The following is a 26570-nucleotide window of genomic DNA, read 5'->3' on the forward strand; positions in this document are numbered from 1 at the left end:
TTCACTGCATGCGGGATCGACATAAAACCTGTAGGAGCGAGGCTTGCCCGCGAAGGCGTCCTCGCGGGCGCTACAAATCTACTTGAACCGCCGCTCAACACCTTTTTCGACGAGGATCTTCGCCGAAATCTCTTCAACGGAGAAATGCGTGGAATTGATGTTCGGGATGTTCTCGCGACGAAACAGGTTCTCCACCTCGCGTACTTCAAACTCGCACTGGGCGTAGCTCGAATAGCGGCTGTTGGGCTTGCGCTCGTTGCGGATGGCGGTGAGGCGGTCCGGGTCGATGGTCAGGCCGAACAACTTGTGCTGGTGGGCGCGCAGGGCAGTGGGCAGTTGCAGGCGTTCCATGTCGTCTTCGGTCAGCGGGTAGTTGGCCGCGCGGATGCCGAATTGCATGGCCATGTACAGGCAGGTCGGGGTCTTGCCGCAACGGGACACGCCGACCAAAATCAGGTCGGCTTTGTCGTAGTAATGCGTGCGGGCGCCGTCGTCGTTGTCGAGGGCGAAGTTCACCGCCTCAATCCTCTCCATGTAATTGGTGTTGCTGCCAATCGAGTGAGACTTGCCGACGGTGTAGGAAGAATGCTCGGTCAGTTCCTGTTCAAGCGGCGCCAGGAAGGTCGAGAAAATGTCGATCATGAAACCATTGGACGTTGCGAGGATCTCACGGATGTCCTGATTGACGATGGTGTCGAAGATAATCGGCCGGAAGCCGTCGGTTTCGGCGGCTTTGTTGATTTGTTGTACCATGGCCCGCGCTTTATCCACGTTGTCGATGTACGGACGCGTGAATTTGCTGAAGGTAATGTTCTCGAACTGCGCCAGGAGGCTTTGACCCAGGGTTTCGGCTGTGATGCCGGTGCCATCGGAGATGAAGAAAGCAGATCGTTTCATTTGCACCTTGGGCCTTAAGCTAATAACGAATCTTGGATATGATAGGCGCGATTTGCCGGCCGCCAGTGGCCCGCATTCTCACTTATTTTCCAGGTCCAGGCCATACAGCTGGCAAACGCTCCCCCGAGCAGCCGGCTTCTGAGCTTTTCCAACACAGTTAGTGGAGAGATCACCTTGGTAGAGTACGTAGTTTCCCTCGATAAGCTCGGCGTCCATGATGTAGAGCACGTAGGGGGCAAGAACGCATCCCTGGGCGAGATGATCAGTAACCTCGCAGGTGCCGGTGTATCGGTACCCGGTGGCTTCGCCACGACAGCTCAGGCTTATCGTGATTTTCTGGAACTGAGCGGCCTGAACGATCAGATCCACGCCGCGCTCGACGCCCTCGACGTCGATGATGTCAACGCCCTGGCCAAGACCGGTGCCCAGATCCGCAAATGGATCATGGAAGCCGAATTCCCCGAGAAGCTCAACGCCGAGATCCGTACCGCGTTCGCCACGCTGTCGGCCGGCAACCCTGACATGGCCGTGGCCGTGCGCTCTTCCGCTACCGCCGAAGACCTGCCGGACGCTTCCTTTGCCGGTCAGCAGGAAACCTTCCTGAACATCCGTGGTGTCGAAAACGTCATTCGCGCCGCCAAAGAGGTGTTCGCCTCCCTGTTCAACGACCGCGCGATTTCCTACCGCGTCCACCAGGGCTTCGACCACAAACTGGTCGCCCTGTCAGCTGGCGTGCAGCGCATGGTCCGCTCCGAAACCGGCACCGCCGGCGTGATGTTCACCCTCGACACCGAGTCGGGCTTCCGTGACGTGGTGTTCATCACCGGCGCCTACGGCCTGGGTGAAACCGTCGTACAAGGCGCGGTGAACCCGGATGAGTTCTACGTCCACAAAGGCACGCTGGCCGCCGGTCGTCCGGCCATACTGCGTCGCAACCTGGGCAGCAAGGCCATTAAGATGATCTACGGCGAAGTGGCCACGGCCGGCAAGTCGGTCAAGACCATCGACGTCGACAAGGCTGATCGCGCCCGTTTCTGCCTGACCGACGCCGAAGTCAGCGAACTGGCCAAGCAAGCGATGATCATCGAGAAGCACTACAAGTGCCCGATGGACATCGAATGGGCCAAAGACGGCGACGACGGCAAGCTCTACATCGTTCAGGCCCGTCCTGAAACCGTGAAGAGCCGTACCTCGGCCAACGTCATGGAACGCTACCTGTTGAAAGAAACCGGCACCGTACTGGTTGAAGGTCGCGCCATCGGCCAGCGCATCGGCGCCGGCAAGGTCCGCATCATCAAGGACGTGTCCGAGATGGACAAAGTCCAGCCAGGCGACGTACTGGTCTCCGACATGACCGACCCGGACTGGGAACCGGTCATGAAGCGCGCCAGCGCCATCGTCACCAACCGCGGCGGTCGTACCTGCCATGCGGCGATCATCGCTCGCGAACTGGGTATCCCGGCCGTGGTCGGTTGCGGCAACGCCACCCAGCTGTTGAAAGACGGCCAGGGCGTGACCGTTTCCTGCGCGGAAGGCGACACCGGTTACATCTTCGAAGGCGAACTGGGCTTCGACATAAAGAAAAACTCCGTGGACGCCATGCCTGATCTGCCGTTCAAGATCATGATGAACGTCGGCAACCCGGATCGTGCATTCGACTTCGCGCAACTGCCGAACGCCGGTGTGGGCCTGGCCCGTCTGGAATTCATCATCAACCGCATGATCGGTGTCCACCCCAAAGCGCTGTTGAACTACGACGGTCTGCCGCAGGACATCAAGGACAGCGTCGACAAGCGCATTGCCGGTTACGACGATCCGGTCGGCTTCTATGTCGATAAACTGGTCGAAGGCATCAGCACCCTGGCCGCTGCGTTTACCCCGAAAAAGGTCATCGTGCGTCTGTCGGACTTCAAGTCCAACGAATACGCGAACCTGATCGGCGGCAAGCTCTACGAGCCGGAAGAAGAAAACCCGATGCTGGGCTTCCGTGGTGCCTCGCGTTACATCAGCGAAGCGTTCCGTGACTGCTTCGAACTCGAATGCCGCGCGCTCAAGCGCGTGCGTAACGAGATGGGCCTGACCAACGTTGAAATCATGGTGCCGTTCGTCCGTACTTTGGGCGAAGCGAGCCAGGTGATCGATCTGCTGGCCGAAAACGGGCTGGCTCGCGGCGAGAACGGTCTGCGCATCATCATGATGTGTGAATTGCCATCAAACGCGATCCTGGCTGAAGAATTCCTCGAGTTCTTCGACGGCTTCTCCATCGGCTCCAACGACCTGACTCAGCTGACGCTGGGCCTGGACCGTGACTCCGGGATCATTGCTCACCTGTTCGACGAGCGAAATCCTGCGGTCAAGAAGCTGCTGGCGAACGCGATTCAGGCCTGCAACAAGGCTGGCAAGTACATCGGCATTTGCGGTCAGGGACCTTCGGACCACCCTGATCTGGCCAAGTGGCTGATGGAGCAGGGCATCGAAAGTGTTTCGTTGAACCCCGATTCCGTACTGGAAACCTGGTTCTTCCTGGCTGAAGGTCAAGCAGCAGTTTGATGGTGTGAGAGAAAGGGCCGCTCCCACACGGGGCGGTCTTTTTAGAGATTCAAGCAGGGCGGGCTCCTCTGGAAGCCGCCCTTTTTTGTGCAAGAGCATTATGCAAAGCAGCAGCAACCTATTTCCTGTCGCCCTGATCAGCGCCGAGCGTCGCGGCGATCTGAGCGAAGATGTCTATCGTTTGAAACCTGGCAACAGCCCTGACGGCACCGTTGAACTGGCGGTGACACGCCTGGGCATGGCCGATGAATCGTCTGTGCGCGGTGTGCCGGTAATTTTGTTGCACGGCAGTTTTTCCAATCGCCGGTTCTGGTTCTCGCCCAAAGGGCTTGGGCTGGGTGCCTACCTGACGCGTCTGGGGTTCGATGTCTGGATTCCCGAAATGCGTGGTCACGGCCTGTCCCAGCGTAATCAGAACTACCGCAAGAACCGTGTTGCCGACTACGCCCGTTACGATCTGCCGGCGATTGGCGCCTTTGTGCGCGAGCAGAGCGGGCAAGTCCCGCACTGGATAGGTCACTCGCTGGGCGGTATCACGCTGGCGGCGGCGCTGGGTGGGCAATACATCGGCGAGCCTGTCGTCGCGTCTGCGGCGTTCTTCGGTACGCAAGTCAGTCGCACCTACTGGCCGTTGAAAATTCCACCGGTGGAGTGGAGCGGTCGCTTCATTCTCAAGCGTTTTGCCCAACTGTCTGGTTCCCGGCTCAAGCGCGGCCCGGAGGACGAGCCGATTGGCCTGGCCCTGGAAAGCATGCGCTGGTATGGCCTGTTCGGGCGCTTCGGCGATGCGGACAAGGACTGGTGGGCGGGATTGGCCGAGGTTCAATTACCGGTGCTGGCCGTGAGTGCCGCCGGCGACCACCAGGATCCGGCGTGGGCGTGCCGCAAGCTGTTCGATCAAGTGGGTTGCGAACACAAGCAATTCATCAACCTTGGCCGGGAACAGGGCTTTGGCGATAATTTCGGTCACGTTGAGATGCTGGTGAGCAAAGCCGCGCAGGTCGAAGTCTGGCCGTTGGTGGCTCGCTGGCTGGCCGATCAACAAACGCCGCTACTGGGTGAGAAGCCGGATTTGGCCACGACCGTCTGAGCCCGATGCTCTAACAAGGGCATTTCGCTCCGGTCGGCATGCGGCTAAGATATGACGCATTGAGCTTTTTCGGTCACTTTGCGACATCCTCGATTGTCTTCCTCTTTACAGGAGTTTCTCGATGAACCATTACGTAACGCCTGACTTGTGCGACGCCTACCCGGAACTGATCCAGGTTCTGGAACCGATGTTCAGCAATTTCGGCGGCCGTGATTCCTTCGGTGGCGAAATCGTGACCATCAAGTGTTTCGAAGATAACTCGCGAGTCAAAGAGCAAGTCGAACTCAAGGGTGACGGTAAGGTGCTGGTGGTCGACGGGGGCGGTTCCCTGCGACATGCGTTGCTGGGTGACATGCTGGCCGAGAAAGCCGCAAAAAACGGTTGGGCGGGGCTGGTGATCTACGGTTGCATCCGCGACGTCGATATCCTCGCGCAGACCGATCTGGGCGTTCAGGCCCTCGCCAGCCACCCGAGGAAATCCGACAGGCGTGGGCTCGGCGACCTTAACGTTCCGGTGACTTTCGCCGGAGTGACGTTCCATCCAGGCCATTACATTTATGCGGACAACAACGGCGTGATCATCTCGCCAAGCCCGTTGAAGATGCCTGAATAAAGCGTCGATGCGAACTTTTGTGGCAAACATGGAGTGAGGATGTTCGAGGAAGAAAACGCGCAGTGGGGGCTGGTGCATGCTCTGGTGCTGGATGGTAAAGGCGGTGCGCGTTCGATAGCCCGGACTGAACTCGATGACTTGCAGCTGCAGGCCCATGAAAGCCTGTGGCTGCACTGGGATCGCAGTCACCCGCAAACCCAGACCTGGCTGCGCAAATCCAGCGGTCTGAGTGCATTCAGCTGTGACCTGCTGCTCGAAGAAAACACCCGGCCGCGCCTTCTGCCTCTACCGGACTATGAACTCCTGCTGTTTCTGCGTGGGGTCAACCTGAACCCGGGCGCCGAGCCGGAAGACATGGTCTCGGTGCGCATCTTTGCCTCCGCCCAGCGTGTGATTTCCCTTCGTCTGCGTCCGTTGCGCGCCACCGATGAATTGCTGGTGACGCTGGCCGAAGGCAAAGGGCCGAAAACCGCCTCTGAACTTATCCTTTATATGGCTCAGTACCTCACCCATAAGGTGCAGGATCTGGTCAGTTGCCTCTCGGAAGTGGTCGATGAGGAAGAAGAAAAGCTGGATGCCGACGAACGGTATACACCCGAGCACGGCGCCATTTTGCAGATCCGTCGCAGGGCTGCGGCATTGAAACGTTTTCTTGCACCTCAGCGGGATATTTTTGGCCAACTGACGCGTATAAAGCTGCCTTGGTTTGTCGAAGACGATGGCGATTACTGGAACGAATTGAACAACAGCCTGACCCGTTACCTCGAGGAACTGGAATTGACCCGGGAGCGGGTGGGGCTGGTCCTTGAGGCCGAAGATCGACGTTTGAGCGTGCGCATGAACCGCACGATGTACCGCTTCGGGATCATCACCGGAATCTTTTTGCCAATGAGTTTTCTGGCCGGTCTTCTGGGCATCAACGTCGGTGGAATTCCATTCTCCGCCAGCCCTTATGGTTTCCCGATCGCCTGCCTGGTGATGGTCTCTGTGGCACTGGGGCAGTGGTGGTTATTCCGACGTTTGCGCTGGGTGTGACGATGAGTCATGTGACCCGAGCAAATTTGACCGCGTCTTTCACAGACATCACGAGAGGTGCGTATGCACGATCCGTTTGAACAGTCTTTGCGCGACATGCTGAACGCCTCACCGTCCACCCGTGACGACGATGCGTGCCTTGGGCGTGTCCTGAAAACCGCCAACCGCCAGGTCGGCGCCGGCGATCTGTTCAGCCTGCTGGGCCGCTGGTTGCCCGCGCTGATGATTGCCCTCAATAACGGCTCGGCCCATGTCTCGCCGGTATCCCGTCACCGTAAATCTACCGTTCGCACCGCTGATAAGGCTGATTGAATATGGAACTTGATCTCTGGACACAGAGCCTCGTCACTGCAATGACTGCGTTATGGACCAAGGTGGCAAATTTCATCCCGAACCTGTTCGGCGCACTGGTCGTTTTGCTATTGGGTTTCGTCGTGGCGAAACTTTTGGACACTTTGCTGTCCAAGTTGCTCGCCAAGCTGGGACTCGATCGCCTGATGGGCGGCACCGGTCTGACAAAATTGTTGTCCCGGGCCGGCCTTCAAGTGCCGATCTCGACCTTGATCGGCAAGATCGTCTATTGGTTCGTTCTGCTGATTTTTCTGGTTTCTGCCGCAGAGTCCCTTGGACTTGAGCGAGTTTCGGCTACGCTTGACATGCTTGCGCTGTATTTGCCGAAAGTATTTGGCGCCGCGCTGGTGCTGCTGGTGGGTGTTTTGCTGGCGCAACTGGCCAATGGGCTGGTGCGCGGTGCAGCAGAGGGCGTAGGGCTGGATTACGCTTCGGGCCTGGGGCGAATTGCCCAAGGCTTGGTAATTATCATCAGTATTTCGGTCGCGATCAGCCAGTTGGAGGTCAAGACTGACCTGCTCAACCACGTGATTGTGATCGTATTGATTACCGTTGGTCTGGCGGTTGCGCTGGCCATGGGCTTGGGAAGCCGGGAAATTGCCGGTCAGATTCTTGCGGGAATCTATGTGCGTGAGTTGTATCAGGTTGGGCAACAAGTGCGTGTTGGCGAGGTCGAAGGTCAGATTGAAGAGATCGGCACGGTTAAAACCACATTGCTGACCGATGAGGGTGAGCTAGTCTCTCTCTCCAATCGGATCCTCCTGGAGCAGCATGTGAGTAGCCGCTAACCCGGCAAACCCTGCTAATGTATGCCGCCGCAAATGGCTCTGTAAGGGCCGCGGCGGACATTGACCTGACTGTCGGCCCGACTTGTTTTGAATAAAGCTCAATCGCTCTCCACGCGCTACGACCCCCGCGAGCTCTCTGATGAGGAGTTGGTCGCGCGCTCGCATACCGAGCTGTTTCACGTAACACGCGCCTATGAAGAACTGATGCGGCGTTACCAACGAACATTATTTAACGTCTGTGCACGATATCTGGGGAACGATCGCGACGCAGACGATGTCTGTCAGGAAGTGATGTTGAAGGTGTTGTATGGCCTGAAGAACTTCGAGGGGAAATCGAAGTTCAAAACGTGGCTCTACAGCATCACGTACAACGAATGCATCACACAGTATCGGAAGGAACGGCGAAAGCGTCGCTTGATGGATGCTTTGAGTCTGGACCCCCTCGAGGAAGCGTCTGAAGAGAAGACGCCGAAACCCGAGGACAAGGGTGGACTCGATCGCTGGCTGGTGTATGTGAACCCGATTGACCGTGAAATTCTGGTGCTGCGATTTGTCGCAGAGCTGGAATTTCAAGAGATCGCAGACATCATGCACATGGGTTTGAGTGCGACAAAAATGCGTTACAAACGTGCTCTAGATAAATTGCGTGAGAAATTTGCAGGCATTGCTGAAACTTAGTTCGGCGCAAATATCTCTTACGTGTAGGCAAGTTCTGATAGACTTGCCGCCGAGTTGTCCCCCGGTTTGCGGGACTGCTTCACAATCACCAGATGGGGATTTAACGGATGAAACTGAAAAACACCTTGGGCTTGGCCATTGGTTCTTTGATTGCCGCCACTTCTTTCGGCGCTCTGGCACAAGGCCAAGGCGCAGTTGAAATCGAAGGCTTCGCCAAGAAAGAACAATTCGACAGCGCTCGTAACTTCAAGAACAACGGCAACCTGTTCGGCGGTTCGATCGGTTACTTCCTGACCGACGACGTTGAACTGCGTCTGGCCTACGACGAAGTGCACAACGTGCGTTCCGACGACGGTCGTAACATCAAGGGCGCTAACACCGCTCTGGACGCTCTGTACCACTTCAACAACCCAGGCGACATGCTGCGTCCATACGTATCGGCTGGTTTCTCCGATCAGAGCATCGGTCAGAACGGTTCGGGCGGTCGTAACCGTTCGACCTTCGCCAACGTTGGTGGCGGTGCCAAGCTGTACTTCACCGAGAACTTCTACGCCCGTGCTGGCGTTGAAGCTCAATACAACATCGACCAGGGCGACACCGAGTGGGCTCCAAGCGTCGGTATCGGTGTGAACTTCGGTGGCGGCTCCAAGCCTGCTGCTGCTCCAGTTCCAGCACCAGCTGAAGTCTGCTCCGACAGCGACAACGATGGCGTTTGCGACAACGTTGACAAGTGCCCGGACACCCCAGCCAACGTAACTGTTGACGCTGACGGCTGCCCAGCAGTTGCTGAAGTTGTTCGTGTTGAGCTGGACGTGAAGTTCGACTTCGACAAGTCGGTAGTCAAGCCTAACAGCTACGGCGACATCAAGAACCTCGCTGACTTCATGAAGCAGTACCCTGCCACCAGCACTACTGTTGAAGGTCACACTGACTCCGTCGGTCCTGACGCTTACAACCAGAAACTGTCCGAGCGTCGTGCAAACGCCGTTAAGCAAGTTCTGACCAACCAGTACGGTGTTGAATCGACCCGCGTTCAGTCTGTTGGCTACGGCGAATCCCGCCCAGTTGCTGACAACGCTACTAAAGCTGGCCAAGCTGTAAACCGTCGCGTAGAAGCGTCGGTAGAAGCTAACGCTAAGTAATTAGCCCGCAGCTCTGAGAAAAGCCCGGCTTAGGCCGGGCTTTTCTTTGTCTGCGATTTGGTGAGGGGCGAACAGTCAGGCGCGTTGACATCCAACATTGATGTCGATGGACAAGGCCTCTTCGCGAGCAGGCTCGCCCTCACAGTAAAATGCAGAGCGGGCTGCAACAGCGCCAATCACCAGGATCGCCGGGCTTTTCAGTTCAAACACGCAGGCATCCTGTTCCATGGCCGTCAAATCGCTCCGACATTCGCGTTGGTGCGGCAGGGACGCGTTTTCAATCATCGCCACCGGCGTATCCGCCGCCATCCCCCCGGCCAGCAGTTGCTCGCGAATCTCGCTCAGCTTCGCCACGCCCATGTAAATCACCAACGTCGTGCCGCTTTGGGCCAGGGCTTGCCAGTTCAGGCTGCTGCCATCCTGCGTATGGGCGGTGACCAGCGTTACGCCCCGGGCAACGCCGCGCAGGGTCAATGGAATATCGCATTGCGTCGCACCCGCCAGCCCGGCAGTGATGCCGTTGACCAGTTCGACTTCAACACCGCGCTCGCGCAGCCACTGCGCCTCTTCACCGCCGCGACCGAATATGCACGGATCGCCGCCCTTGAGCCGCACCACGCATTTGCCGTGGCGGGCATAACGCAGCATCAGGCGATGAATGAAGGCTTGAGGCGTGGAGCGACAGCCGCCGCGTTTGCCCACGGCAATGATCCGCGCGTCGGGGCAATGCTCCAGCACCGCGTCATTGACCAGATCGTCGATCAACACCACATCCGCTTCTCTCAACGCCCGAACAGCCTTGAGGGTCAGCAATTCAGGGTCGCCCGGGCCCGCACCCACCAGCCAGACTTTTGTGCTCATCGTATTTTCCTCACGAGATGACGGCGATCGGCTGCGCGGTGGCAGCCAGCAGGCGCTTTATTTCAGGTACACAGGAGCCGCATTGCGTGCCGCAGCCCAATTGTTGTTTCAGACCCTGCAAGTCCAGGCCACGGCTGATGCCGGCGCAGACTGCGCTTTGACTGACGTTCTTGCAGTTGCACAGGGTTTTTGTGCCCGCTGCCGCAGTACCCGCGTTACCCGGTGGCACGCTCAGCGGTGCCAACAGCCATCGCCGCAGTTGTTCGTCGGCGCGGCCCTCAAGCCAGAGGTTTTGCAGCCAGTGTCGGGCGAGTGTTTCGCCGGCCAGGCGAATCGCGGTGATCCGTCCGTTCTCGATCCGCACGCGTTTGCCGATGGAACGCCCTGGGTCGTCGTAGGCCAGTACCGGCCCGTCGTTGAGCGCCAGGCATCGGTCGATATCACGCAGCAGTTGCGGATCAGGTGCGATGGCGCTGGCAGCGCGTATCAGCAGCGCGGGGCGTTCACGGCCGACGAGGCTGAGGCTGACGTAGGAAAACGCCTCACATAGCGGTCGTAGGGTCTCAAAATGTTGTTGAACATTGCCCTCGACCAAGGCGAACAGCTGCCACGGCAACTGCACCGGCTCAAGTCGCACGCCGCTGTGTTTGAGTTCCGGCTGTTTTGACAGCGGATCGAAGGCGGGCAGGGTGAGGCTGTTCACGCCGCCCTTGAGAAAACGGTCACCAAAATGCATCGGCAGAAAGGCTTGGCCGGGCCGCACGCTGTCGTCGCTGGCGACCGGCACGATCACCGCTCCACGCCGACTTTTCAGGCTGATCAGATCGCCAGGTTGCAGACGATGCCGACGCAATTCATCCGGGTGCAGGCTCAACACCGCCTCGCTGACATGGCCGAACAGCTGCGCGGCGGTGCCAGTGCGGCTCATGCCGTGCCATTGATCGCGCAAGCGGCCGGTAATCAGCGTCAGCGGAAAGTGTGCGTCGCGCTGTTCCTTGGCCGCGCGATACGGATCGGCCACAAACTGAGCGCGTCCGCTGGCGGTCGGGAAAATGCCGTCCAGATACAGGCGTGCAGTGCCTACGCTGGCGCCAGAAGGGAAAGGCCATTGTTGTGGACCGAGGCGATCGATCAGCTCGTGACTGATCCCGGACAGGTCCAGATCACGCCCGCGGGTCAGGAGTTTGTATTCGTCGAAGACCTGCGCCGGCGTTTCAAAGGCAAACAGACTGTTTTGTCCGGGGCGCAACTGTTTTTCCAGGCGTTGTGCGAAGTCCGCCGTGATCGCCCAGTCGGAACGCGCTTCACCCGGTGCGACGATGGCCCGGCGGACGTGGGAAATACGCCGTTCAGAGTTGGTCACCGTGCCGTCCTTCTCGCCCCAACTGGCGGCGGGCAACAGCAGGTCGGCGAACGCGGCGGTCTCGGTGGTGCGAAAGGCTTCCTGCAACACCACGAACGGGCAGGCCTGCAGGGCAGCGCGCACGGCGGTCTGGTCCGGCAGTGATTGGGCGGGGTTGGTGCAGGCGATCCACAGGGCTTTGATTTTTCCGCTGCGAACCTTCTCGAACAACTCGATCGCGGTGAGCCCGGTATTTTCCGGAAGTTGGTCAACACCCCAGTAAGCCGCCACTTGCGCGCGATGCTCGGCATTGGCCGCTTCGCGATGGCCAGGCAGCAGGTTCGACAGGCTGCCGGTTTCCCGTCCGCCCATGGCATTTGGCTGGCCGGTCAGGGAGAAAGGTCCTGCGCCCGGCCGGCCGATTTGCCCGGTGGCCAGGTGCAGGTTGATCAGCGCGCTGTTTTTAGCGCTGCCGGCGGTGGACTGGTTTAATCCCATGCACCACAGCGACAGAAAACTCGTGGAGGTGCCGACCCATTTGGCGCATTCCTGTAATTGCTCGACCTCGATCCCACACAACTGCGACACCATTGACGGCGTGTAATCGCGTACAAGATTTTTCAGCTCGGCCAAACCTTCGGTATGAGCCTGGATGAAGTCGCGGTCGACCCAGTCTTCCCACAGCAGCAGGTGCAAAATCCCATGGAACAAGGCGACATCGGTCCCGGGAAGAATCGCCAGGTGCAGGTCAGCCAAATCGCACGTGTCGGTACGACGTGGGTCAATGACGATGACTTTCATCTGCGGGCGGCGGGATCTGGCTTCTTCCAGGCGACGAAACAGTACCGGGTGGGCGTAGGCCATGTTGCTGCCGACGATCATCACGCAGTCGCTCAGTTCCAGGTCTTCGTAGCTGCACGGCGGCGCATCGGCCCCCAGGCTGCGCTTGTAGCCAACCACCGCGGACGACATGCACAGCCGCGAATTGCTGTCGATGTTGTTGGTGCCCACCAGCGCCCGCGCCAGTTTGTTGAAGGCGTAATAGTCCTCGGTCAGCAACTGCCCGGAAATGTAGAACGCCACGCTGTCCGGGCCGTGTTCGGCGATGGTTCGGGCAAAGACATTCGTCGCGTGGTCGAGCGCGGTGTCCCAGTCGGTGCGGCTGCGGGCCAGGCCTTTGCCCAGGCGTAATTCCGGGTACAACGCTCGCGCGGTCAAGTCGCCCGTCAGGTGCAAGGTCGAGCCCTTGCTGCACAATTTGCCGAAGTTCGCCGGGTGGCTCGGATCGCCGCTGACGCCGAGGATGCGCTCGCCGTCATGCTCGATCAGCACGCCGCAGCCGACCCCGCAGTAGCAGCAGGTGGAAGCGGTGATCTGGTTCATCAGCTTGCTTCCCTGCCTGGGTGTCCTGCGTCGCCGAGGGCCTGGTCCATGAACGAAGCGTCGCCGAACATCAAGTGATCGCGGATCTCGTCGATGTCGTGACTCTCACGAATCTGCCGGAAATACCACCCGCCATCGGCTGTATCGCCGTACAGACAGGCACCGACCAGCACGTCATCCTTGATCACCAGTTTTTTGTAGACCCCACCGATCGGGTCGGAGAGGGTGATGGTTTCGGTGCCTTCGCCGCCCATGAAGTCGCCGGCGGAGAACAGGTCGATGCCCGTGACTTTCAATTTGGTCGAGGTCACCGAGCCTTTGTAGGTGGCGAAGCCCAGTTGCGCGAGGTGGTTGGCACAGACCTTGGCTTGCTCGAACAGCGGCGCGACCAGGCCGTAGGCGGTTCCACGGTGGTTGGCGCATTCGCCGATGGCATAGACCCGTGGGTCATAGGTTTGCAGGGTGTCATTGACCAGAATCCCGCGATGGCAGGGAATGCCGGATTTTTCTGCGAGCTCGGTGCTGGGGCGAATGCCGGCGGCCATGACCACCAGGTCGGCGGGGATGATGTCGCCATTCTTGAATTCAACCGAGCCAACCCGGCCGTTGCCGGCATCGTGCAGGGCCTGGGTCTGTTCGCCCAGACGAAAATGCAGGCCACGGGCTTCCAGGGCGGTTTGCAGGAGTTGACCACTGGTGTTGTCCAGTTGCCGTTCCAGCAGCCATTCGCCGATGTGCACCACGGTGACGTGCATGCCGCGCAGCATCAGGCCGTTTGCGGCTTCCAGGCCGAGCAACCCGCCACCGATCACCACGGCGTGCTTGTGGGTTTTCGCGGTGTTGATCATGACCTGGGTGTCGGCGATGTCGCGGTAGCCGATCACGCCCTGCAAGGTATTGCCGGGGATCGGCAGGATGAACGGGGTCGAGCCGGTCGCGATCAGCAGGCGATCGTATTCCGCTTCGGTGCCGTCGTCGGCGATGACCCTGCGTTTGATTCGGTCGATCTCCACCACTTTGCGGTTGAGCAGCAACTTGATGTTGTTGTCCAGGTACCAGTCGAGATCGTTCAGTACGATCTCGTCGAAGGTCTGTTCACCGGCCAGTACCGGTGACAGCAGGATGCGGTTGTAGTTGGTATGGGGTTCGGCGCCGAAGACCGTGATGTCGTACAGCTCATTGCTCAGCTTGAGCAGTTCTTCCAGGGTGCGGACCCCGGCCATGCCGTTGCCGATCATCACCAGTTTTAGTTTTTTCATCAGGTTCTCCGGGGAGCTCGGACCCGCCTCATCAGGGCTGTCAGGTCTTGCTCGACATATTTTGCGCAAACAAAAAAAGGCGTCCCGCTAGTTGCCTAGCGAGGACGCCTTTGTCCTGGTCCCGTTCTCTCGGGAAGCGCACCCTTCATCGTTGAAGGCTGGGCTTTATGTCTGTTGGGAGAGGTAATGCAGTGGTTGTGCCAAGTCGTTCAGGATTCGGTTTTAGTGGGTTCTGAGTAGGATTTCAGGATCAGATTCACTGTTTCTGCACCGATTCGAAGCGGGCCGCCCGGTCTTGGCGCATGGGGAACCTGTGGCGAGGGCGCTTGCTCCCGCTGGGCTGCGAAGCAGACCCAAACATTCTGCGACCGCTGCGCGGTCGAACGGGAGCAAGCTCCCTCGCCACAGGGGATCTGGTTCGAGTCAGGATGAGTGAAACAGCAAAACCAGCAGCACCAGATTCACCACCAACATCACCAGCGCCAACGTCCGCCAGACCTTCAGCGGCTCGCGCTCCAGCAGCGGTCTGGGCCGCACACTCAAACTGCGTCGCTCTCCCTGTTCCAACAGCAACAACCATTCTTCCGCCGTTTCAAAGCGTTGACCCGGATCCGCTGCGACCGCGCGCTCCAGGCTTTGCGCGATCCAGTCCTGCAGGTCGGGGCGGTAGCGGCTGGCGCTGATGGGCACGCCAAAGCGTGGACGCTGGAAGGCTTCGATTTCGCCGTAGGGATAATGCCCGGTCAGCAGGAAATACAGGGTCACACCGACTGCGTACAGATCCTGTTGCGGTGTCGGTGCCTCACCGGCAAAGGCTTCCGGCGCGATATAGCTCGGCGTGCCGGGCAGGGTCGTGGGTTGATCCTCGGACAGGCCCGGACAGTAGGCGAGGCCGAAATCCAGCAGGCGCAACTCACCGTCGTCGCCCAGCAACAGGTTTTCCGGTTTGATGTCGCGATGAAGAATCTGCCGGCGATGCAGCATGCCGACGGCCTTCAGCAGACGCTCGGCCACGTCCTGCCATTGCGCCAGCGGCAGCGCGGCAACCCGTTCGTGCAGCTGCGCCAGAGTGGAACCGGAATATTCGCGCATCACGTAATACAAATGCTGACGCTGACTGGCGGCATGGACTTCAGGGAAATGCCGTCCGGCCACGCGCTTGAGAAACCATTCCTCCGACAGCAATGCCTGCCCGGCGAGGTGATCGTCGCGCAGTGCACCGGGCAAGGTTTTCAGCAGCCAGGGTTGTTGTTGGCTGTCGCGAACCCGATAGAGCAGCGACTGCTGGCTCTGGCCGAGCATCCCTTCGACCTGCCAACCTTCGAACGTCTGGCCCGGTTTCAGCGCGGGCGGCAGCGGCCATTGCTGCAAATGAATCAACGCGTCGCCGATGCTCGTTTCACCGAGGGCATCGACTCGCACCAACAGAGCGCTGGCATTGTCCTGACTGCCGGCCAAGTGCGCTGCGCTGACCAGGGTTTGCGCAGCGCTGTGCAGGTCCGGTTGATCGCGCAGAATCGCCGCAATGGCGGTGTCGCCCAGCACAGCCCAGATGCCATCGCTGAGCAGCACGAAGCTCTCATCGAGGCGCAATTCACCGTCGAGAAAATCCAGGACCAAATGCTGATCGAGCCCCAGCGCACGCTTGAGCACGTGCTGCATGCCCGGCTGGTCCCAAACGTGATCCTCACTAACTCGCTGCAACGTGTCGGCGTGCCAGCGATACACCCGGCAATCGCCGACATGGGCCAAGGTAAAACGCCTGCCGCGCATGACCAAAGCACTGACAGTGGTGAGCAATGGTTGCCCACCGCCATTGGCCTGCAGCCAGCGATTTTGCGCCAGCAGCAGGCGATCCAGCGCCTGTGCGACACCCCAGGTTTCCGGGGTGGCGTAATAGTCCAGCGCCAGGGCCTGCAAGGTCGAACGGGCGGCGAGACCGCCATCGGCGCACTGGCTGACCCCGTCGGCGATGGCGAACAGGTAACCCTTGCTCGCCGCCAGCGCCGGGGCCGGAGTGACCAGCCGCAGGGCGTCCTGATTTTCCTCACGAGGGCCGATGGCGCTCGCTTCGGCGAAACTCAGTTGCAGGCTCATTGAGGTCTCAGACCCGAGCGGCGGTCACAGCGGCCGAACCCCAGGTGGTTCTCCAGCGACGTTTCACCCCGTGCAGGCCGAACCAGGCAAGCACGCCGAGGCTGGCGAACAACCACAAGGCCAGTTGATAACTGCCGGTGCTTTGCTTGATCGCGCCCATGCCCGCTGCCAGGGCAAAACCACCGATGCCGCCGGCCATGCCGATCAAACCGGTCATTACGCCGATCTCCCGACGAAAACGCTGTGGGACCAATTGGAAAACCGCGCCGTTACCCGCACCCAAACCGAGCATGGTGCAGACGAAAAGTGCCAGGGCCGCGTAGGAACTCGGAAGGTTGAAACCCACCGCCGCGATGCAGATCGCTGCGACCGTGTACATCCCCAGCAATGTGCGAATCCCGCCGAAACGGTCGGCCAGCGCGCCGCCCAACGGACGCATCAGGCTGCCACCAAACACGCAGGCTGCGGTGTAGTAGCCAGCGGTCACCGGGCTCAGGCCGTATTGGTCGTTGAAGTAGCCGGGCAGGGCGCTGGCCAGGCCGATGAAGCCGCCGAAGGTCACGCTGTAGAAAAACATGAACCACCAACTGTCTCGGTCGCCCAAGGCCTTGAAGTAGTCGGACATGGACTTGGCTTTCGGCCGCTCAGGCGCGTTTTTGGCCAGCCAGGCGAAGACGATGAGGGTCAGGATCAGCGGGATCAGGGCGAAGCCGAACACGTTGCTCCACCCGAAGGCGGCCGCCAGCACCGGGGCGATCAACGCGGCGAGCACAGTGCCCGAGTTACCGGCACCGGCGATGCCCATGGCTTTGCCTTGGTGTTGTGGTGGATACCATTGCGAGGCCAGCGGCAGGGCGACGGCGAAGGATGCGCCGGCCATGCCGAGGAACAGGCCCAGCACCAGCGCTTGTTCGTAGCTGTGGATGCCGAGTTTCCAGGCGCCAAACAGCGCGCAGATGACGATCACTTGGCCAATCAGCCCGGCGGTTTTCGGCGACAGGCGATCCGCCAGCAGGCCCATGACAAAGCGCAGCACGGCGCCGGCCAGAATCGGCGTGGCCACCACCATCCCGCGCTGTTGGGTGGTCAGGTGCAGATCGGCGGCGATCTGCACCCCCAAGGGGCCGAGCAGGTACCAGACCATGAAACTCAGGTCGAAATAGAGGAAGGCCGCGAACAATGTCGGGGTATGGCCAGATTTCCAGAAGCTTGAATTCATCGCGCACCTCAGCTGTAGGGAGTCTCGAGAAGGAGTCAGAAGCTTGCAGGTGGGGCGCCGCCTCGGCCGCACCACCGGCCCCGATCTCTGGGGCCAAAACGAAAAAACGCCGCCACCCGATTCGCCATGGGCAAATGAGGTGAGCGACGTCTTTGTCGTAGGTGGGGCAACCGCCGTTGGTTACCTGTAGCGATTACTTAGCGAGATCTGTGCCAACAGGTGAAACCGAGTTGCGGCCATTCGCGGGCAAGCCTCGCTCCTACGGGTTTTGTGGTGAGTTCAGAGGGTGTGGGCGACACAAGACCCATAGGAGCGAGGCTTGCCCGCGAAGGCGTCTTCACAGGCTCCGCAAGGCTTCAGCCAAGCAATTCGCTCATGGCAATAATCTGCTCCGCCACCTGAATCAGCTTCTGCTGCCGGCTCATGGCCTGGCGGCGCATGAGGGTGTAGGCCTCTTCCTCATTACAGTCCTTCATCTTCATCAACAGCCCCTTGGCCAGCTCGATGCGCTTGCGCTCGGCCAGTTGCTGGTCGCGGGCATTGAGCTGGGCGCGCAGGGCCTGGTCGCTTTCAAAGCGGGCCATGGCGACATCGAGAATCGGCTGCAAGCGTTGTGCGTGAATGCCTTCGACGATGTAGGCACTGACCCCGGACTTGATCGCCTGGCGCATCACATCGGGGTCATGTTCGTCGGTAAACATCACAATCGGCCGCGGTTGGTCGCGGCTCACGAGCACCACTTGCTCCATCACATCGCGGCTCGGTGACTCGGTATCGATCAGGATCACGTCCGGACGCACCGTTTCGACGCGCGCGGGCAGGTCGATGGTCAGGCCGGATTCGTCGATCACCTCGAACCCGGCTTCGGTCAGGGCCGCTTTCAGGCGACCGACTTTCTTCGCGGTGTCGTTGATCAGCAGGATACGCAACATATTCGCAGTCTCCTGTCAGCGGCTGGCGAGAAGGGGGGAGTTGTCGCTCATGGCGTGCAGCTTGAAACTGCGGGCATAGCCGGTCGGGTCGGAGCCGTCCCAGATTTTGCCGTCGATCAATTGGCTGCTGCGCATGTCCTCACCCTCGGCGGCAACACCGACTGCGCTGGCGGCCTCACGGTACAAGTCTAGTTGCTGGACCTGACGGGCCACGCCGAGGTAGTCCGGATCGTCGCGCAACAAGCCCCAGCGGCGAAACTGGGTCATGAACCACATGCCGTCGGACAAGTACGGCACGTTGACTTCGCCGCCCGCATGGAAACGCAGCGCATGCGGGTCCTGCCAGCGATTGCCGAGGCCATCGGCGTAGTCGCCGAGCAAGCGCGGTTCGATGCAATCGAGCGGTGCATCGAGGTATTCGGGCGCGCTCAACAGCTTCGCGGTGCTGCGGCGGTTTTCGCTGCTGTCTTCGATGAAGCGGCTGGCTTCGAGGATCGCCATCACCAACGCCCGGGCGGTGTTGGGGTACTGCTCGACAAAAGCGCGGGTGCAGCCGAGAACTTTTTCCGGGTGATCGGGCCAGATGGTCTGGGTCGTTGCCAGGGTGAATCCCAGATTTTGCTGAACCGCGCTGGCGGACCACGGTTCACCGACGCAGAAGCCGTCGATACGGCCGGCTTGCAGGTGCGCGACCATCTGTGGCGGTGGCACCACCACGCTGTCGACGTCCTGCAACGGATGAATGCCCTGACTCGCGAGCCAGTAATACAGCCACATGGCGTGGGTGCCTGTCGGAAATGTCTGGGCGAAGGTCAGTTTTGGGCGACTTTGGTGCACGTGCCGGTCCAGTGCTTCAGGACTGGTCACCCCCAAGGCCTGCAAGCCGTGAGAAAGATTGATGCTCTGGCCGTTCTGGTTCAGGCCCATGAGCACCGCCATGTCGGTCGGCGCTACGCCGCCGATGCCCAGGTGCACGGCGTAGATCAGGCCGTACAGGCTGTGCGCGGCGTCGAGTTCGCCGCTGACCAGTTTGTCCCGCAGGTTGGCCCAGGACGACTGGCGGTTGAGGTTCAGGGTCAGGCCATAAGGTTGGGCGAAGCCCTGCGTGGCCGCGACTACTACCGAGGCGCAGTCACTCAGGGCCATGAAGCCGAGGTTGATTTCAGTCTTTTCCGGGGCATCGCTGCCATTGACCCAGGCCAGTGGGCCCGCTGTGGTTTCATTCATGGCTAAACACCTTCCAAAAAAAAGCGCCGTACCGGGCTGCTTGCCGTGGCAAGGCCAGGTGACGACGCCTTTGTCTTTCGACTCATCCCGCCGTTGGCATGAGTGCTGATGTCAGTGATGGTGCAAGGCATATGCCATTGCCCGCTGATTTTGTTGCGCGCCTCGCTTGAAACACCGATGCCCGGCTATAATCGCCGCCTCATTTCGCCGCCATTCGAGTCAAAACCGCCCATGTACACCCTGGCCCGTCAGCTGTTGTTCAAACTTTCCCCGGAAACCTCCCACGATTTGTCCCTGGACCTGATCGGCGCGGGCGGGCGTTTGGGCCTCAACGGTTTGCTGTGCAAGGCGCCGGCGAAAATGCCGGTGAACGTCATGGGTCTGGAATTTCCGAACCCGGTAGGGTTGGCGGCCGGTCTGGACAAGAACGGCGCGGCCATCGACGGGTTTGCGCAGTTGGGTTTCGGCTTTGTCGAAATCGGCACCATCACCCCGCGTCCGCAGCCGGGCAACCCCAAGCCACGGATTTTCCGCCTTCCGGAAGCCGAGGCGATCATCAACCGCATGGGGTTCAACAACCTCGGCGTCGATCACCTTCTAGCTCGCGTGGCGGCGGCCAAGTACAAAGGCGTGCTGGGCATCAACATCGGCAAGAACTTCGATACGCCGGTTGAGCGCGCGGTCGACGATTACCTGATCTGCCTGGACAAGGTGTACGCCCACGCCAGCTACGTGACGGTCAACGTCAGCTCGCCGAACACCCCGGGCCTGCGCAGCCTGCAATTTGGCGATTCGCTCAAGCAATTGCTGGCTGATCTGGCGACCCGTCGCGCGGAACTGGCCTTGCGCCACGGCAAACATGTACCGCTGGCGATCAAGATCGCGCCGGACATGACCGACGAAGAAACCGCACAGGTCGCGCAGGCGCTGATCGAAACCGGGATGGACGCGGTGATCGCCACCAACACCACCTTGAGCCGCGTCGGCGTTGAAGGCATGGAACATGGTGACGAGGCGGGCGGTCTGTCCGGCGCACCGGTTCGCGAGAAGAGCACTCACACCGTGAAGGTACTGGCGGCGGAACTGGCCGGGCGCTTGCCGATCATCGCTGTGGGCGGCATTACCGAAGGCAAGCACGCGGCTGAGAAAATCGCTGCGGGTGCCAGCCTGGTGCAGCTCTATTCCGGCTTCATCTATAAAGGCCCGGCGCTGGTTCGCGAGTCCGTCGACGCCATCGCCGCCCTGCGCTGAACCCTCTGCGAGCGGGCTTTTGTGGCGAGGGAGCTTGCTCCCGCTCGGCTGCGAAGCAGTCGTGTTTTTCCTGACAAACAATGTTGAGTGTTTGGAGGCTGCTTCGCAGCCCAGCGGGAGCAAGCTCCCTCGCCACAAGATCGATTTCACTCGCGAAAGGTTTTTGCAGGCATAAAAAAGGGCTCCTCGAAGGAGCCCCTGGGCCGAAGCCCGCCGCCCGGATGGGGCGTGCGTGGTAAGTCGTTACGTAATCAGATTGTCGTGTCGGAGTGTGTGCCCTGTGTTAGCCGACGGCGTGAAGTTCGTTGAGTCTGTGGATTCCCGCAGTGCCGGTCATACCGTCCCAGTTGTCGCCGCGTCCTTCTCGCCAGCCGTTAATCCAGGCTTGGCGTACCGACGGTAGAGTAAATGGGCAAAGCTCACGGGATTTGCCACCAACGCCATATTGATATCCGCGCAAAAATGCTCTTTCCAACGGATCACGCTTAAGTCTTCTCATAGGGTGTTGCCCTCACTTGTTGACTGTATTTATCGCGTCGACCTCAATTGAGGTCTGGCAGAAAAATTCCTGCCGTTGGGGCTCGCTGCCGGCGTCGCGAGCCAAGGTGTTGACGTCGTTGCGGCGTCAACCTGTATGGAGTTCTAACCAATGCGTCACATCGAGGGAATGATCGTTTTGTCATAAGAACGTAACCGTAAAGATGCTAAGGCCATAAGTAACACGATGTTTGTCCCGTGTTTATTGGTCAAAGCCCTGTATGATCGGGCCCCCGCAGGATGATAGGTTTAATCCTTTAGTGAGAATGGCTCCTGTTGAGCAGGAGGACTATTCGACGAAGGGTCGGCTTATGACATTTTGTTGCATCAACATTTTTATCTGCCTGTGCATCTAAGCTCTTCTAATCTGAGCAGCACAGGTGGGACGGCACACCTTCGTGCCACGCGGGCGCTCTTTTAGAAAAGCGCCTGATTGAAAACCGGGCCGGCAATGCGTTGCCGGTTCACTTAGCTAAAGGCTCTGAAATTCCAATGTCCGATCAATTCGAAATCTTCCTCACTTGCCCTAAAGGCCTTGAAGGCCTGCTGATCGAGGAAGCCGTCGGGCTTGGCCTTGAAGAAGCACGTGAGCACACCTCTGCCGTGCGCGGCATGGCCACCATGGAAACCGCTTATCGCCTGTGCCTGTGGTCGCGTCTGGCGAACCGGGTGCTGCTGGTGCTCAAGCGTTTCCCGATGAAGGACGCCGAAGACCTGTACCACGGCGTACTCGACATCGAGTGGCAAGATCACATGCTCAACGATGGCACCCTGGCCGTCGAGTTCAGTGGTCACGGCTCGGGCATCGACAACACTCACTTCGGCGCCTTGAAAGTCAAAGACGCCATCGTCGACAAACTGCGCACTCCGCAGGGCGACCGTCCGTCCATCGACAAGCTCAACCCGGACCTGCGCATCCACCTGCGTCTGGACCGTGGCGAAGCCATTTTGTCCCTCGACCTCTCCGGCCACAGCCTGCACCAGCGCGGTTATCGCTTGCAGCAGGGCGCGGCGCCGCTGAAGGAAAACCTCGCGGCCGCCATCCTGATCCGTTCCGGTTGGCCACGCATTGCGGCCGATGGTGGCGCACTGGCTGACCCGATGTGCGGTGTCGGCACGTTCCTCGTCGAAGCAGCGATGATCGCCGCCGACATGGCGCCGAACCTGCGTCGCGAGCAGTGGGGCTTCACCGCCTGGCTCGGCCACGTGCCGGCGCTGTGGAAAAAACTTCACGAAGAAGCCACCGAACGCGCCGCGGCCGGTCTGGCCAAGCCACCGCTGTGGATTCGCGGTTACGAAGCCGACCCGCGCCTGATTCAACCCGGCCGCAACAACGTCGAACGTGCAGGCCTGAGCGAATGGATCAAGATCTACCAGGGCGAAGTCGGTACGTTCGAGCCGCGTCCGGATCAGAACCAGAAAGGTCTGGTGATCTGCAACCCACCGTATGGCGAGCGTCTGGGCGACGAGGCGAGCCTGCTCTACCTTTACCAGAACCTCGGCGAGCGTCTGCGTCAGGCCTGCCTGAACTGGGAAGCGGCCGTCTTCACCGGCGCGCCGGACCTGGGCAAGCGCATGGGCATCCGCAGTCACAAACAGTATTCGTTCTGGAACGGCGCCTTGCCGTGCAAATTGCTGCTGATCAAAGTCACGCCGGACCAGTTCGTCACCGGCGAGCGTCGCACCCCGGAACAGCGTCAGGTCGAGCGTGAGCAGGCCGAAGTCGAAGTCGCAGACAATGACGTGGCACCCGGCAAGTACGAGAAGTACAACAAGAATGGCAACCCGATCAAACCGGCCCCAGTGGTGATCGAGCAACCGCGCTTGAGCGAAGGCGGGCAGATGTTCGCTAACCGCCTGCAAAAGAACCTCAAGGCTTTGGGCAAGTGGGTCAAGCGCGAGGGCATTGATTGCTACCGCGTCTACGATGCCGACATGCCGGAATATTCCATGGCCATCGACCTGTATCAGGATTGGGTCCACGTCCAGGAATACGCCGCGCCGAAGTCCATCGATCCGGAAAAAGCCTCGGCGCGCATGTTCGATGCCCTGGCCGCCATTCCGCAGGCCTTGAACATCGACAAGAGCCGCGTGGTGGTCAAGCGCCGCGAGCGTCAGAGCGGCACCAAGCAATACGAACGCCAAGCGGCGCAGGGCAAGTTTGTCGAGGTCAATGAAGGCGGCGTGAAGCTGCTGGTCAACCTCACCGACTATCTCGACACCGGGCTGTTCCTCGACCACCGCCCGATGCGCATGCGGATTCAGAAAGAGGCAGCCGGCAAGCGCTTTCTCAACCTGTATAGCTACACCGCAACCGCCAGTGTTCACGCAGCCAAGGGCGGTGCGCGCAGCACCACCAGCGTCGACCTGTCGAAAACCTACCTGGACTGGGCGCGTCGCAACCTGTCGCTGAACGGTTTCTCTGACAAGAACCGTCTGGAGCAGGGTGACGTGATGGCGTGGCTCGATGCCTGCCGTGACGAGTACGACCTGATCTTCATCGATCCGCCGACGTTCTCCAACTCCAAACGCATGGAAGGGATCTTCGACGTGCAGCGCGATCAGGTGCAATTGATCGACCTGGCGATGGCGCGCCTGGCGCCGGGTGGCGTGTTGTACTTCTCCAACAACTTCCGCAAGTTCACGCTCGAGGAGAACCTCGCCGCGCGTTATGTCGTTGAAGAAATCACCGCCCAGACCATCGATCCGGATTTCGCCCGCAACGGCAAGATCCACCGTGCCTGGAAAATCACAGCGCGTTGACAGATCAGCAATTGGATCCACAGAGCCTTGATTTTTAAAGGCTCTTGGGTTCTTTCAGTGCTGGTCAAATTGATGGCTAATAGCTATAACTCAACGCATGGCCAATGGGCTTTCCCGCACCTGGCGTTTTGAGTTGCGTTTATGTCGTTGCACGCCGTGCGCCCCAAGATCCTGGGATTTATCAGCGAAGATGTCTCGGCCTGGCTGGTCGCGCTGCTGGTATTGCTCGTCGGTGGGATTCTCACTGGATTGCTGGCCTGGTCGACACTGAATCTGTTTCACCATCAATTAAGGCAACGTTTCCAGCTGCTCGCCAGCGAACGTTACAGCCGCATCGAAGAACGTTTCGAAGATCAGGAGCAGCGCCTCGACGGCCTGCGCCGGTTCTTCGCCAATTCCGAGTCGGTCTCCCGCGAGGAGTTCGAAGGCTATACCCAACCGTTGCTGCACCGCACGCAGGCATATTCATTCGCTGCGCGGATCACCCGTGCCGAGCGGGCAGCGTTCGAGCGCAAGGTGCGCGAGGAGGGGTTGAGCGACTTCACGCTGCGTGAGCTCAATGCCGACGGCCAACTGCAATTGGCGGCCGAACGGGATGAGTACGTGGCCGTGCTCTTCAGCCAGACCCAAAGCCGGCTCGGCTCGCCGCTGGGGTACGACTTGTTCGCCCAGCCGTTGCGCCGCGCCACCCTTGACCGGGCCGACAAGCTGGGCAGTATGGCGGTGTCGCAGCCGATGCATCTGGTCAGCATCGAGCCGGCCTATGCGCGGGGTGTGCTGCTGGTGGCGCCGGTGAAGCGTCAAAGTGACGCGGCGACGGCGGCGACGAAACCTTACGGATATGTCATGGCCGTGATCAGCATGCGCCAGCTGCTGGCGGACGGTTTGCCGGAGGCCAGTTATGACTATCTCTCGGTGCGCATCCTCGACTTATCCACCGACGACCAGCACGAAGTGCTTTACGAGTCCTATAACTCGCCCGCGCCCAGCGAACTGTCCGCGACACGCCTGCTGCGTATGGCCGACCGCGACTATCAAGTCGACATCCTGCCCAGCGAAGCCTTTTTGAAGGCCAACCATTCCTCGGTGACCAGCCTCGTGGTGCTCGGTGGCTTGCTGAGCGTGCTGCTCAGCGCATTGCTCTACGTGCTGGTCAGCCAACGCCAGCGCGCACTGAAAATGGTCGAGCAGCGCACCCAGGAACTGCACGCCCGCGAGCAGGAATTGCGCGGCACTCACGGCCAGTTGCGCGGCGTGCTGAATGCCGCGACCCAGGTGGCGATCATCGCCACCGACCTGCGAGGCGTCATCAGCACCTTTAACGCCGGGGCCGAGCAAATGCTGGGATATTCCAGCGCTGAAGTGGTGGGGCGCATGACCCTGGAAAACCTGCACTTTCCCCGAGAGCTGGTCGCACGCTCGGCGGAACTGAGTGTGCGATATGGCAAGCGGATTCCGACCTGTCAGGCGATGTTGGTCGAAGGCGCAGAAGAGGGCGGTCACGAAGCGCGGGAGTGGACGCTGGTCCGTCAGGATGGCAGCCATTTGACCGTGAACATGCTCGCGACCCCGGTCCTCGACGAGCAAGGCCTGTGGGTCGGGCATCTGGCAATCTGTATTGACATCACCGAACGCAAGCGCGTTCACGAGGCGTTGGCCGCGCGCGACCTGTTGCTGAAAAAGCTCAGCGTCCATGTGCCCGGTGGCATTTATCAGTTCAAGATGGAATTTGACGGTCGCTTCAGTGTGATCTATGCCAGCGACGGGATTCGTGAGATCTACGAGCTCGAGCCGGACGTGCTGCTGCTCAACGCCGAGGCGATTTTCACGCGGATTCATCCCCAGGACACGACCCGCGTTCGCGCCTCGATCCGCGCGTCGGCGGACACCCTCAGCCCGTGGCGCGAGGAATACCGGGTGCAACTGCCTCAGCGCGGCCTGCGCTGGGTGCGCGGCGAGGCGACCCCGGAGGAACTGCCGGGTGGCGGCGTGCTCTGGCATGGCTACATCTCGGACATTTCCGACCTGAAGCGGGTGGAAGAAGAGCTGCGGGCGCTGTCGATTACCGACTCTCTGACCGGAATTCACAACCGCCGCTACTTTCAAGAACGCCTGACCACCGAGATGGCCCGGGTCGAGCGCGGTGGTGGCGAGTTGTCGGTGATCATGCTCGACATCGACCACTTCAAGCGCATCAATGACCAGCATGGACATGCCGTGGGCGACCGGGTGTTGCAGGTCGTGTGCGAACGCATCGGTCATCGTCTGCGACGTACCGACGTGTTCTGCCGCCTGGGCGGTGAGGAATTCATGGTGCTGTGCCCGGACATCGACGCAGAACATGCCCATGTCCTGGCCTTACAGCTGTGGCAAGGGTTGCGCAGTTCACCGATCGAAGGCGTCGGGGTCGTTACCGCGAGTTTCGGGATTGCCAGTTGGCGAGTCGGGGAGGGCGCGGATGCGCTGTTGCTGCGGGCGGATTCGGGGGTTTATGCGGCGAAGCAGGCGGGACGGGATCGGGTTGAAGGAGAGATGAACTAAGCCTTCATCCTGAC

The 26570-nt window shown here is 60.1% G+C and carries 19 protein-coding genes and 1 pseudogene; 11 read left to right on the forward strand and 9 right to left on the reverse strand.

Annotated features, from left to right (window positions below; all coding sequences use genetic code 11):
• Positions 1-78 precede the first annotated feature (78 nt).
• Positions 79-897 carry a posphoenolpyruvate synthetase regulatory kinase/phosphorylase PpsR gene (gene ppsR, locus ACA051_RS10390; protein WP_497309488.1) on the reverse strand — a complete coding sequence of 273 codons (819 nt, stop codon included), beginning with the start codon at positions 895-897 and terminating at the stop codon, positions 79-81.
• Positions 898-1071: 174 nt separating this feature from the next.
• Between ppsR and ppsA the strand changes: the two genes are divergently transcribed.
• From ppsA to ACA051_RS10430, 8 genes are all read left to right on the forward strand, one after another.
• Complete coding sequence (gene ppsA / locus ACA051_RS10395) at positions 1072-3447, forward strand: phosphoenolpyruvate synthase (RefSeq protein ID WP_497309489.1); 2376 nt, start codon at positions 1072-1074, stop codon at positions 3445-3447.
• Positions 3448-3547: 100 nt separating this feature from the next.
• Positions 3548-4537, forward strand: a complete 990-nt coding sequence (locus tag ACA051_RS10400) for an alpha/beta fold hydrolase (protein ID WP_497309491.1) — start codon at positions 3548-3550, stop codon at positions 4535-4537.
• Between the two features lie 121 nt (positions 4538-4658).
• A complete protein-coding gene (gene rraA, locus ACA051_RS10405) occupies positions 4659-5150 on the forward strand; it encodes a ribonuclease E activity regulator RraA (RefSeq protein WP_497309492.1) in 492 nt (163 codons plus the stop codon).
• Positions 5151-5189: 39 nt separating this feature from the next.
• The gene (cmaX, locus tag ACA051_RS10410; protein ID WP_497309494.1) at positions 5190-6185 is read left to right on the forward strand and encodes a divalent cation transporter CmaX; all 996 of its coding nucleotides are present in this window, start codon (positions 5190-5192) and stop codon (positions 6183-6185) included.
• Positions 6186-6248: 63 nt separating this feature from the next.
• A complete protein-coding gene (locus ACA051_RS10415; protein WP_497309496.1) occupies positions 6249-6497 on the forward strand; it encodes a CrfX protein in 249 nt (82 codons plus the stop codon).
• A gap of 2 nt (positions 6498-6499) precedes the next feature.
• A complete protein-coding gene (locus ACA051_RS10420) occupies positions 6500-7324 on the forward strand; it encodes a mechanosensitive ion channel family protein (protein ID WP_008048604.1) in 825 nt (274 codons plus the stop codon).
• Between the two features lie 87 nt (positions 7325-7411).
• Positions 7412-8002 (forward strand): RNA polymerase sigma factor SigX, encoded by a 591-nt coding sequence (gene sigX / locus ACA051_RS10425; RefSeq protein ID WP_010456518.1) that lies wholly within the window; start codon positions 7412-7414, stop codon positions 8000-8002.
• Positions 8003-8109: 107 nt separating this feature from the next.
• Positions 8110-9144 carry an OmpA family protein gene (locus tag ACA051_RS10430; protein WP_497309498.1) on the forward strand — a complete coding sequence of 345 codons (1035 nt, stop codon included), beginning with the start codon at positions 8110-8112 and terminating at the stop codon, positions 9142-9144.
• A gap of 75 nt (positions 9145-9219) precedes the next feature.
• Here ACA051_RS10430 and cobA read toward each other — a convergent pair whose 3' ends face one another.
• The 7 genes and pseudogenes from cobA to ACA051_RS10465 all read right to left on the reverse strand — a co-directional run bounded on the left by cobA (position 9220) and on the right by ACA051_RS10465 (position 19464).
• Positions 9220-10005 carry a uroporphyrinogen-III C-methyltransferase gene (cobA, locus tag ACA051_RS10435; RefSeq protein WP_497374662.1) on the reverse strand — a complete coding sequence of 262 codons (786 nt, stop codon included), beginning with the start codon at positions 10003-10005 and terminating at the stop codon, positions 9220-9222.
• Between the two features lie 10 nt (positions 10006-10015).
• Complete coding sequence (locus ACA051_RS10440; RefSeq protein ID WP_497374664.1) at positions 10016-12730, reverse strand: nitrate reductase; 2715 nt, start codon at positions 12728-12730, stop codon at positions 10016-10018.
• A 2-nt stretch (positions 12731-12732) separates the two neighbouring features.
• A pseudogene (locus ACA051_RS10445) lies at positions 12733-13989 on the reverse strand (NAD(P)/FAD-dependent oxidoreductase); the annotation flags it as partial.
• A 423-nt stretch (positions 13990-14412) separates the two neighbouring features.
• Positions 14413-16086 (reverse strand): bifunctional protein-serine/threonine kinase/phosphatase, encoded by a 1674-nt coding sequence (locus ACA051_RS10450; protein WP_497374666.1) that lies wholly within the window; start codon positions 16084-16086, stop codon positions 14413-14415.
• 7 nt (positions 16087-16093) lie between these two features.
• Positions 16094-17305 carry a nitrate/nitrite transporter gene (locus ACA051_RS10455; RefSeq protein WP_497309504.1) on the reverse strand — a complete coding sequence of 404 codons (1212 nt, stop codon included), beginning with the start codon at positions 17303-17305 and terminating at the stop codon, positions 16094-16096.
• A gap of 356 nt (positions 17306-17661) precedes the next feature.
• Positions 17662-18237 carry an ANTAR domain-containing response regulator gene (locus ACA051_RS10460; protein WP_008146285.1) on the reverse strand — a complete coding sequence of 192 codons (576 nt, stop codon included), beginning with the start codon at positions 18235-18237 and terminating at the stop codon, positions 17662-17664.
• A gap of 15 nt (positions 18238-18252) precedes the next feature.
• Positions 18253-19464: a CmpA/NrtA family ABC transporter substrate-binding protein gene (locus tag ACA051_RS10465; RefSeq protein ID WP_497374668.1), complete on the reverse strand. Its 1212-nt coding sequence runs from the start codon at positions 19462-19464 to the stop codon at positions 18253-18255.
• Positions 19465-19695: 231 nt separating this feature from the next.
• Between ACA051_RS10465 and ACA051_RS10470 the strand changes: the two genes are divergently transcribed.
• On the forward strand, positions 19696-20715 hold the full coding sequence (locus ACA051_RS10470; RefSeq protein WP_497374670.1) for a quinone-dependent dihydroorotate dehydrogenase: 1020 nt from the start codon (positions 19696-19698) through the stop codon (positions 20713-20715).
• Between the two features lie 283 nt (positions 20716-20998).
• On the opposite strand, the gene rmf is transcribed toward ACA051_RS10470, so the two are convergent.
• Positions 20999-21214 (reverse strand): ribosome modulation factor, encoded by a 216-nt coding sequence (gene rmf / locus ACA051_RS10475; RefSeq protein ID WP_003223300.1) that lies wholly within the window; start codon positions 21212-21214, stop codon positions 20999-21001.
• 530 nt (positions 21215-21744) lie between these two features.
• Between rmf and rlmKL the strand changes: the two genes are divergently transcribed.
• Entirely contained in the window at positions 21745-24015 is a 2271-nt protein-coding gene (gene rlmKL, locus ACA051_RS10480; protein ID WP_497374672.1) for a bifunctional 23S rRNA (guanine(2069)-N(7))-methyltransferase RlmK/23S rRNA (guanine(2445)-N(2))-methyltransferase RlmL, read from the forward strand.
• 141 nt (positions 24016-24156) lie between these two features.
• Positions 24157-26556: a sensor domain-containing diguanylate cyclase gene (locus ACA051_RS10485; protein ID WP_497309512.1), complete on the forward strand. Its 2400-nt coding sequence runs from the start codon at positions 24157-24159 to the stop codon at positions 26554-26556.
• The last annotated feature ends 14 nt before the right edge of the window (positions 26557-26570 follow it).

It is taken from the genome of Pseudomonas sp. LBUM1669 (assembly GCF_059695705.1).

Bases quoted from the DNA above. Each gene is read 5' to 3' on its own strand.
- ppsR (WP_497309488.1), bottom strand. From the start codon at position 897: ATGAAACGATCTGCTTTCTTCATCTCCGATGGCACCGGCATCACAGCC.
- ACA051_RS10400 (WP_497309491.1), top strand. From the start codon at position 3,548: ATGCAAAGCAGCAGCAACCTATTTCCTGTCGCCCTGATCAGCGCCGAG.
- rraA (WP_497309492.1), top strand. From the start codon at position 4,659: ATGAACCATTACGTAACGCCTGACTTGTGCGACGCCTACCCGGAACTG.
- cmaX (WP_497309494.1), top strand. From the start codon at position 5,190: ATGTTCGAGGAAGAAAACGCGCAGTGGGGGCTGGTGCATGCTCTGGTG.
- ACA051_RS10415 (WP_497309496.1), top strand. From the start codon at position 6,249: ATGCACGATCCGTTTGAACAGTCTTTGCGCGACATGCTGAACGCCTCA.
- ACA051_RS10420 (WP_008048604.1), top strand. From the start codon at position 6,500: ATGGAACTTGATCTCTGGACACAGAGCCTCGTCACTGCAATGACTGCG.
- ACA051_RS10430 (WP_497309498.1), top strand. From the start codon at position 8,110: ATGAAACTGAAAAACACCTTGGGCTTGGCCATTGGTTCTTTGATTGCC.
- cobA (WP_497374662.1), bottom strand. From the start codon at position 10,005: ATGAGCACAAAAGTCTGGCTGGTGGGTGCGGGCCCGGGCGACCCTGAA.
- ACA051_RS10440 (WP_497374664.1), bottom strand. From the start codon at position 12,730: ATGAACCAGATCACCGCTTCCACCTGCTGCTACTGCGGGGTCGGCTGC.
- ACA051_RS10450 (WP_497374666.1), bottom strand. From the start codon at position 16,086: ATGAGCCTGCAACTGAGTTTCGCCGAAGCGAGCGCCATCGGCCCTCGT.
- ACA051_RS10455 (WP_497309504.1), bottom strand. From the start codon at position 17,305: ATGAATTCAAGCTTCTGGAAATCTGGCCATACCCCGACATTGTTCGCG.
- ACA051_RS10460 (WP_008146285.1), bottom strand. From the start codon at position 18,237: ATGTTGCGTATCCTGCTGATCAACGACACCGCGAAGAAAGTCGGTCGC.
- ACA051_RS10465 (WP_497374668.1), bottom strand. From the start codon at position 19,464: ATGAATGAAACCACAGCGGGCCCACTGGCCTGGGTCAATGGCAGCGAT.
- ACA051_RS10470 (WP_497374670.1), top strand. From the start codon at position 19,696: ATGTACACCCTGGCCCGTCAGCTGTTGTTCAAACTTTCCCCGGAAACC.
- rmf (WP_003223300.1), bottom strand. From the start codon at position 21,214: ATGAGAAGACTTAAGCGTGATCCGTTGGAAAGAGCATTTTTGCGCGGA.
- rlmKL (WP_497374672.1), top strand. From the start codon at position 21,745: ATGTCCGATCAATTCGAAATCTTCCTCACTTGCCCTAAAGGCCTTGAA.
- ACA051_RS10485 (WP_497309512.1), top strand. From the start codon at position 24,157: ATGTCGTTGCACGCCGTGCGCCCCAAGATCCTGGGATTTATCAGCGAA.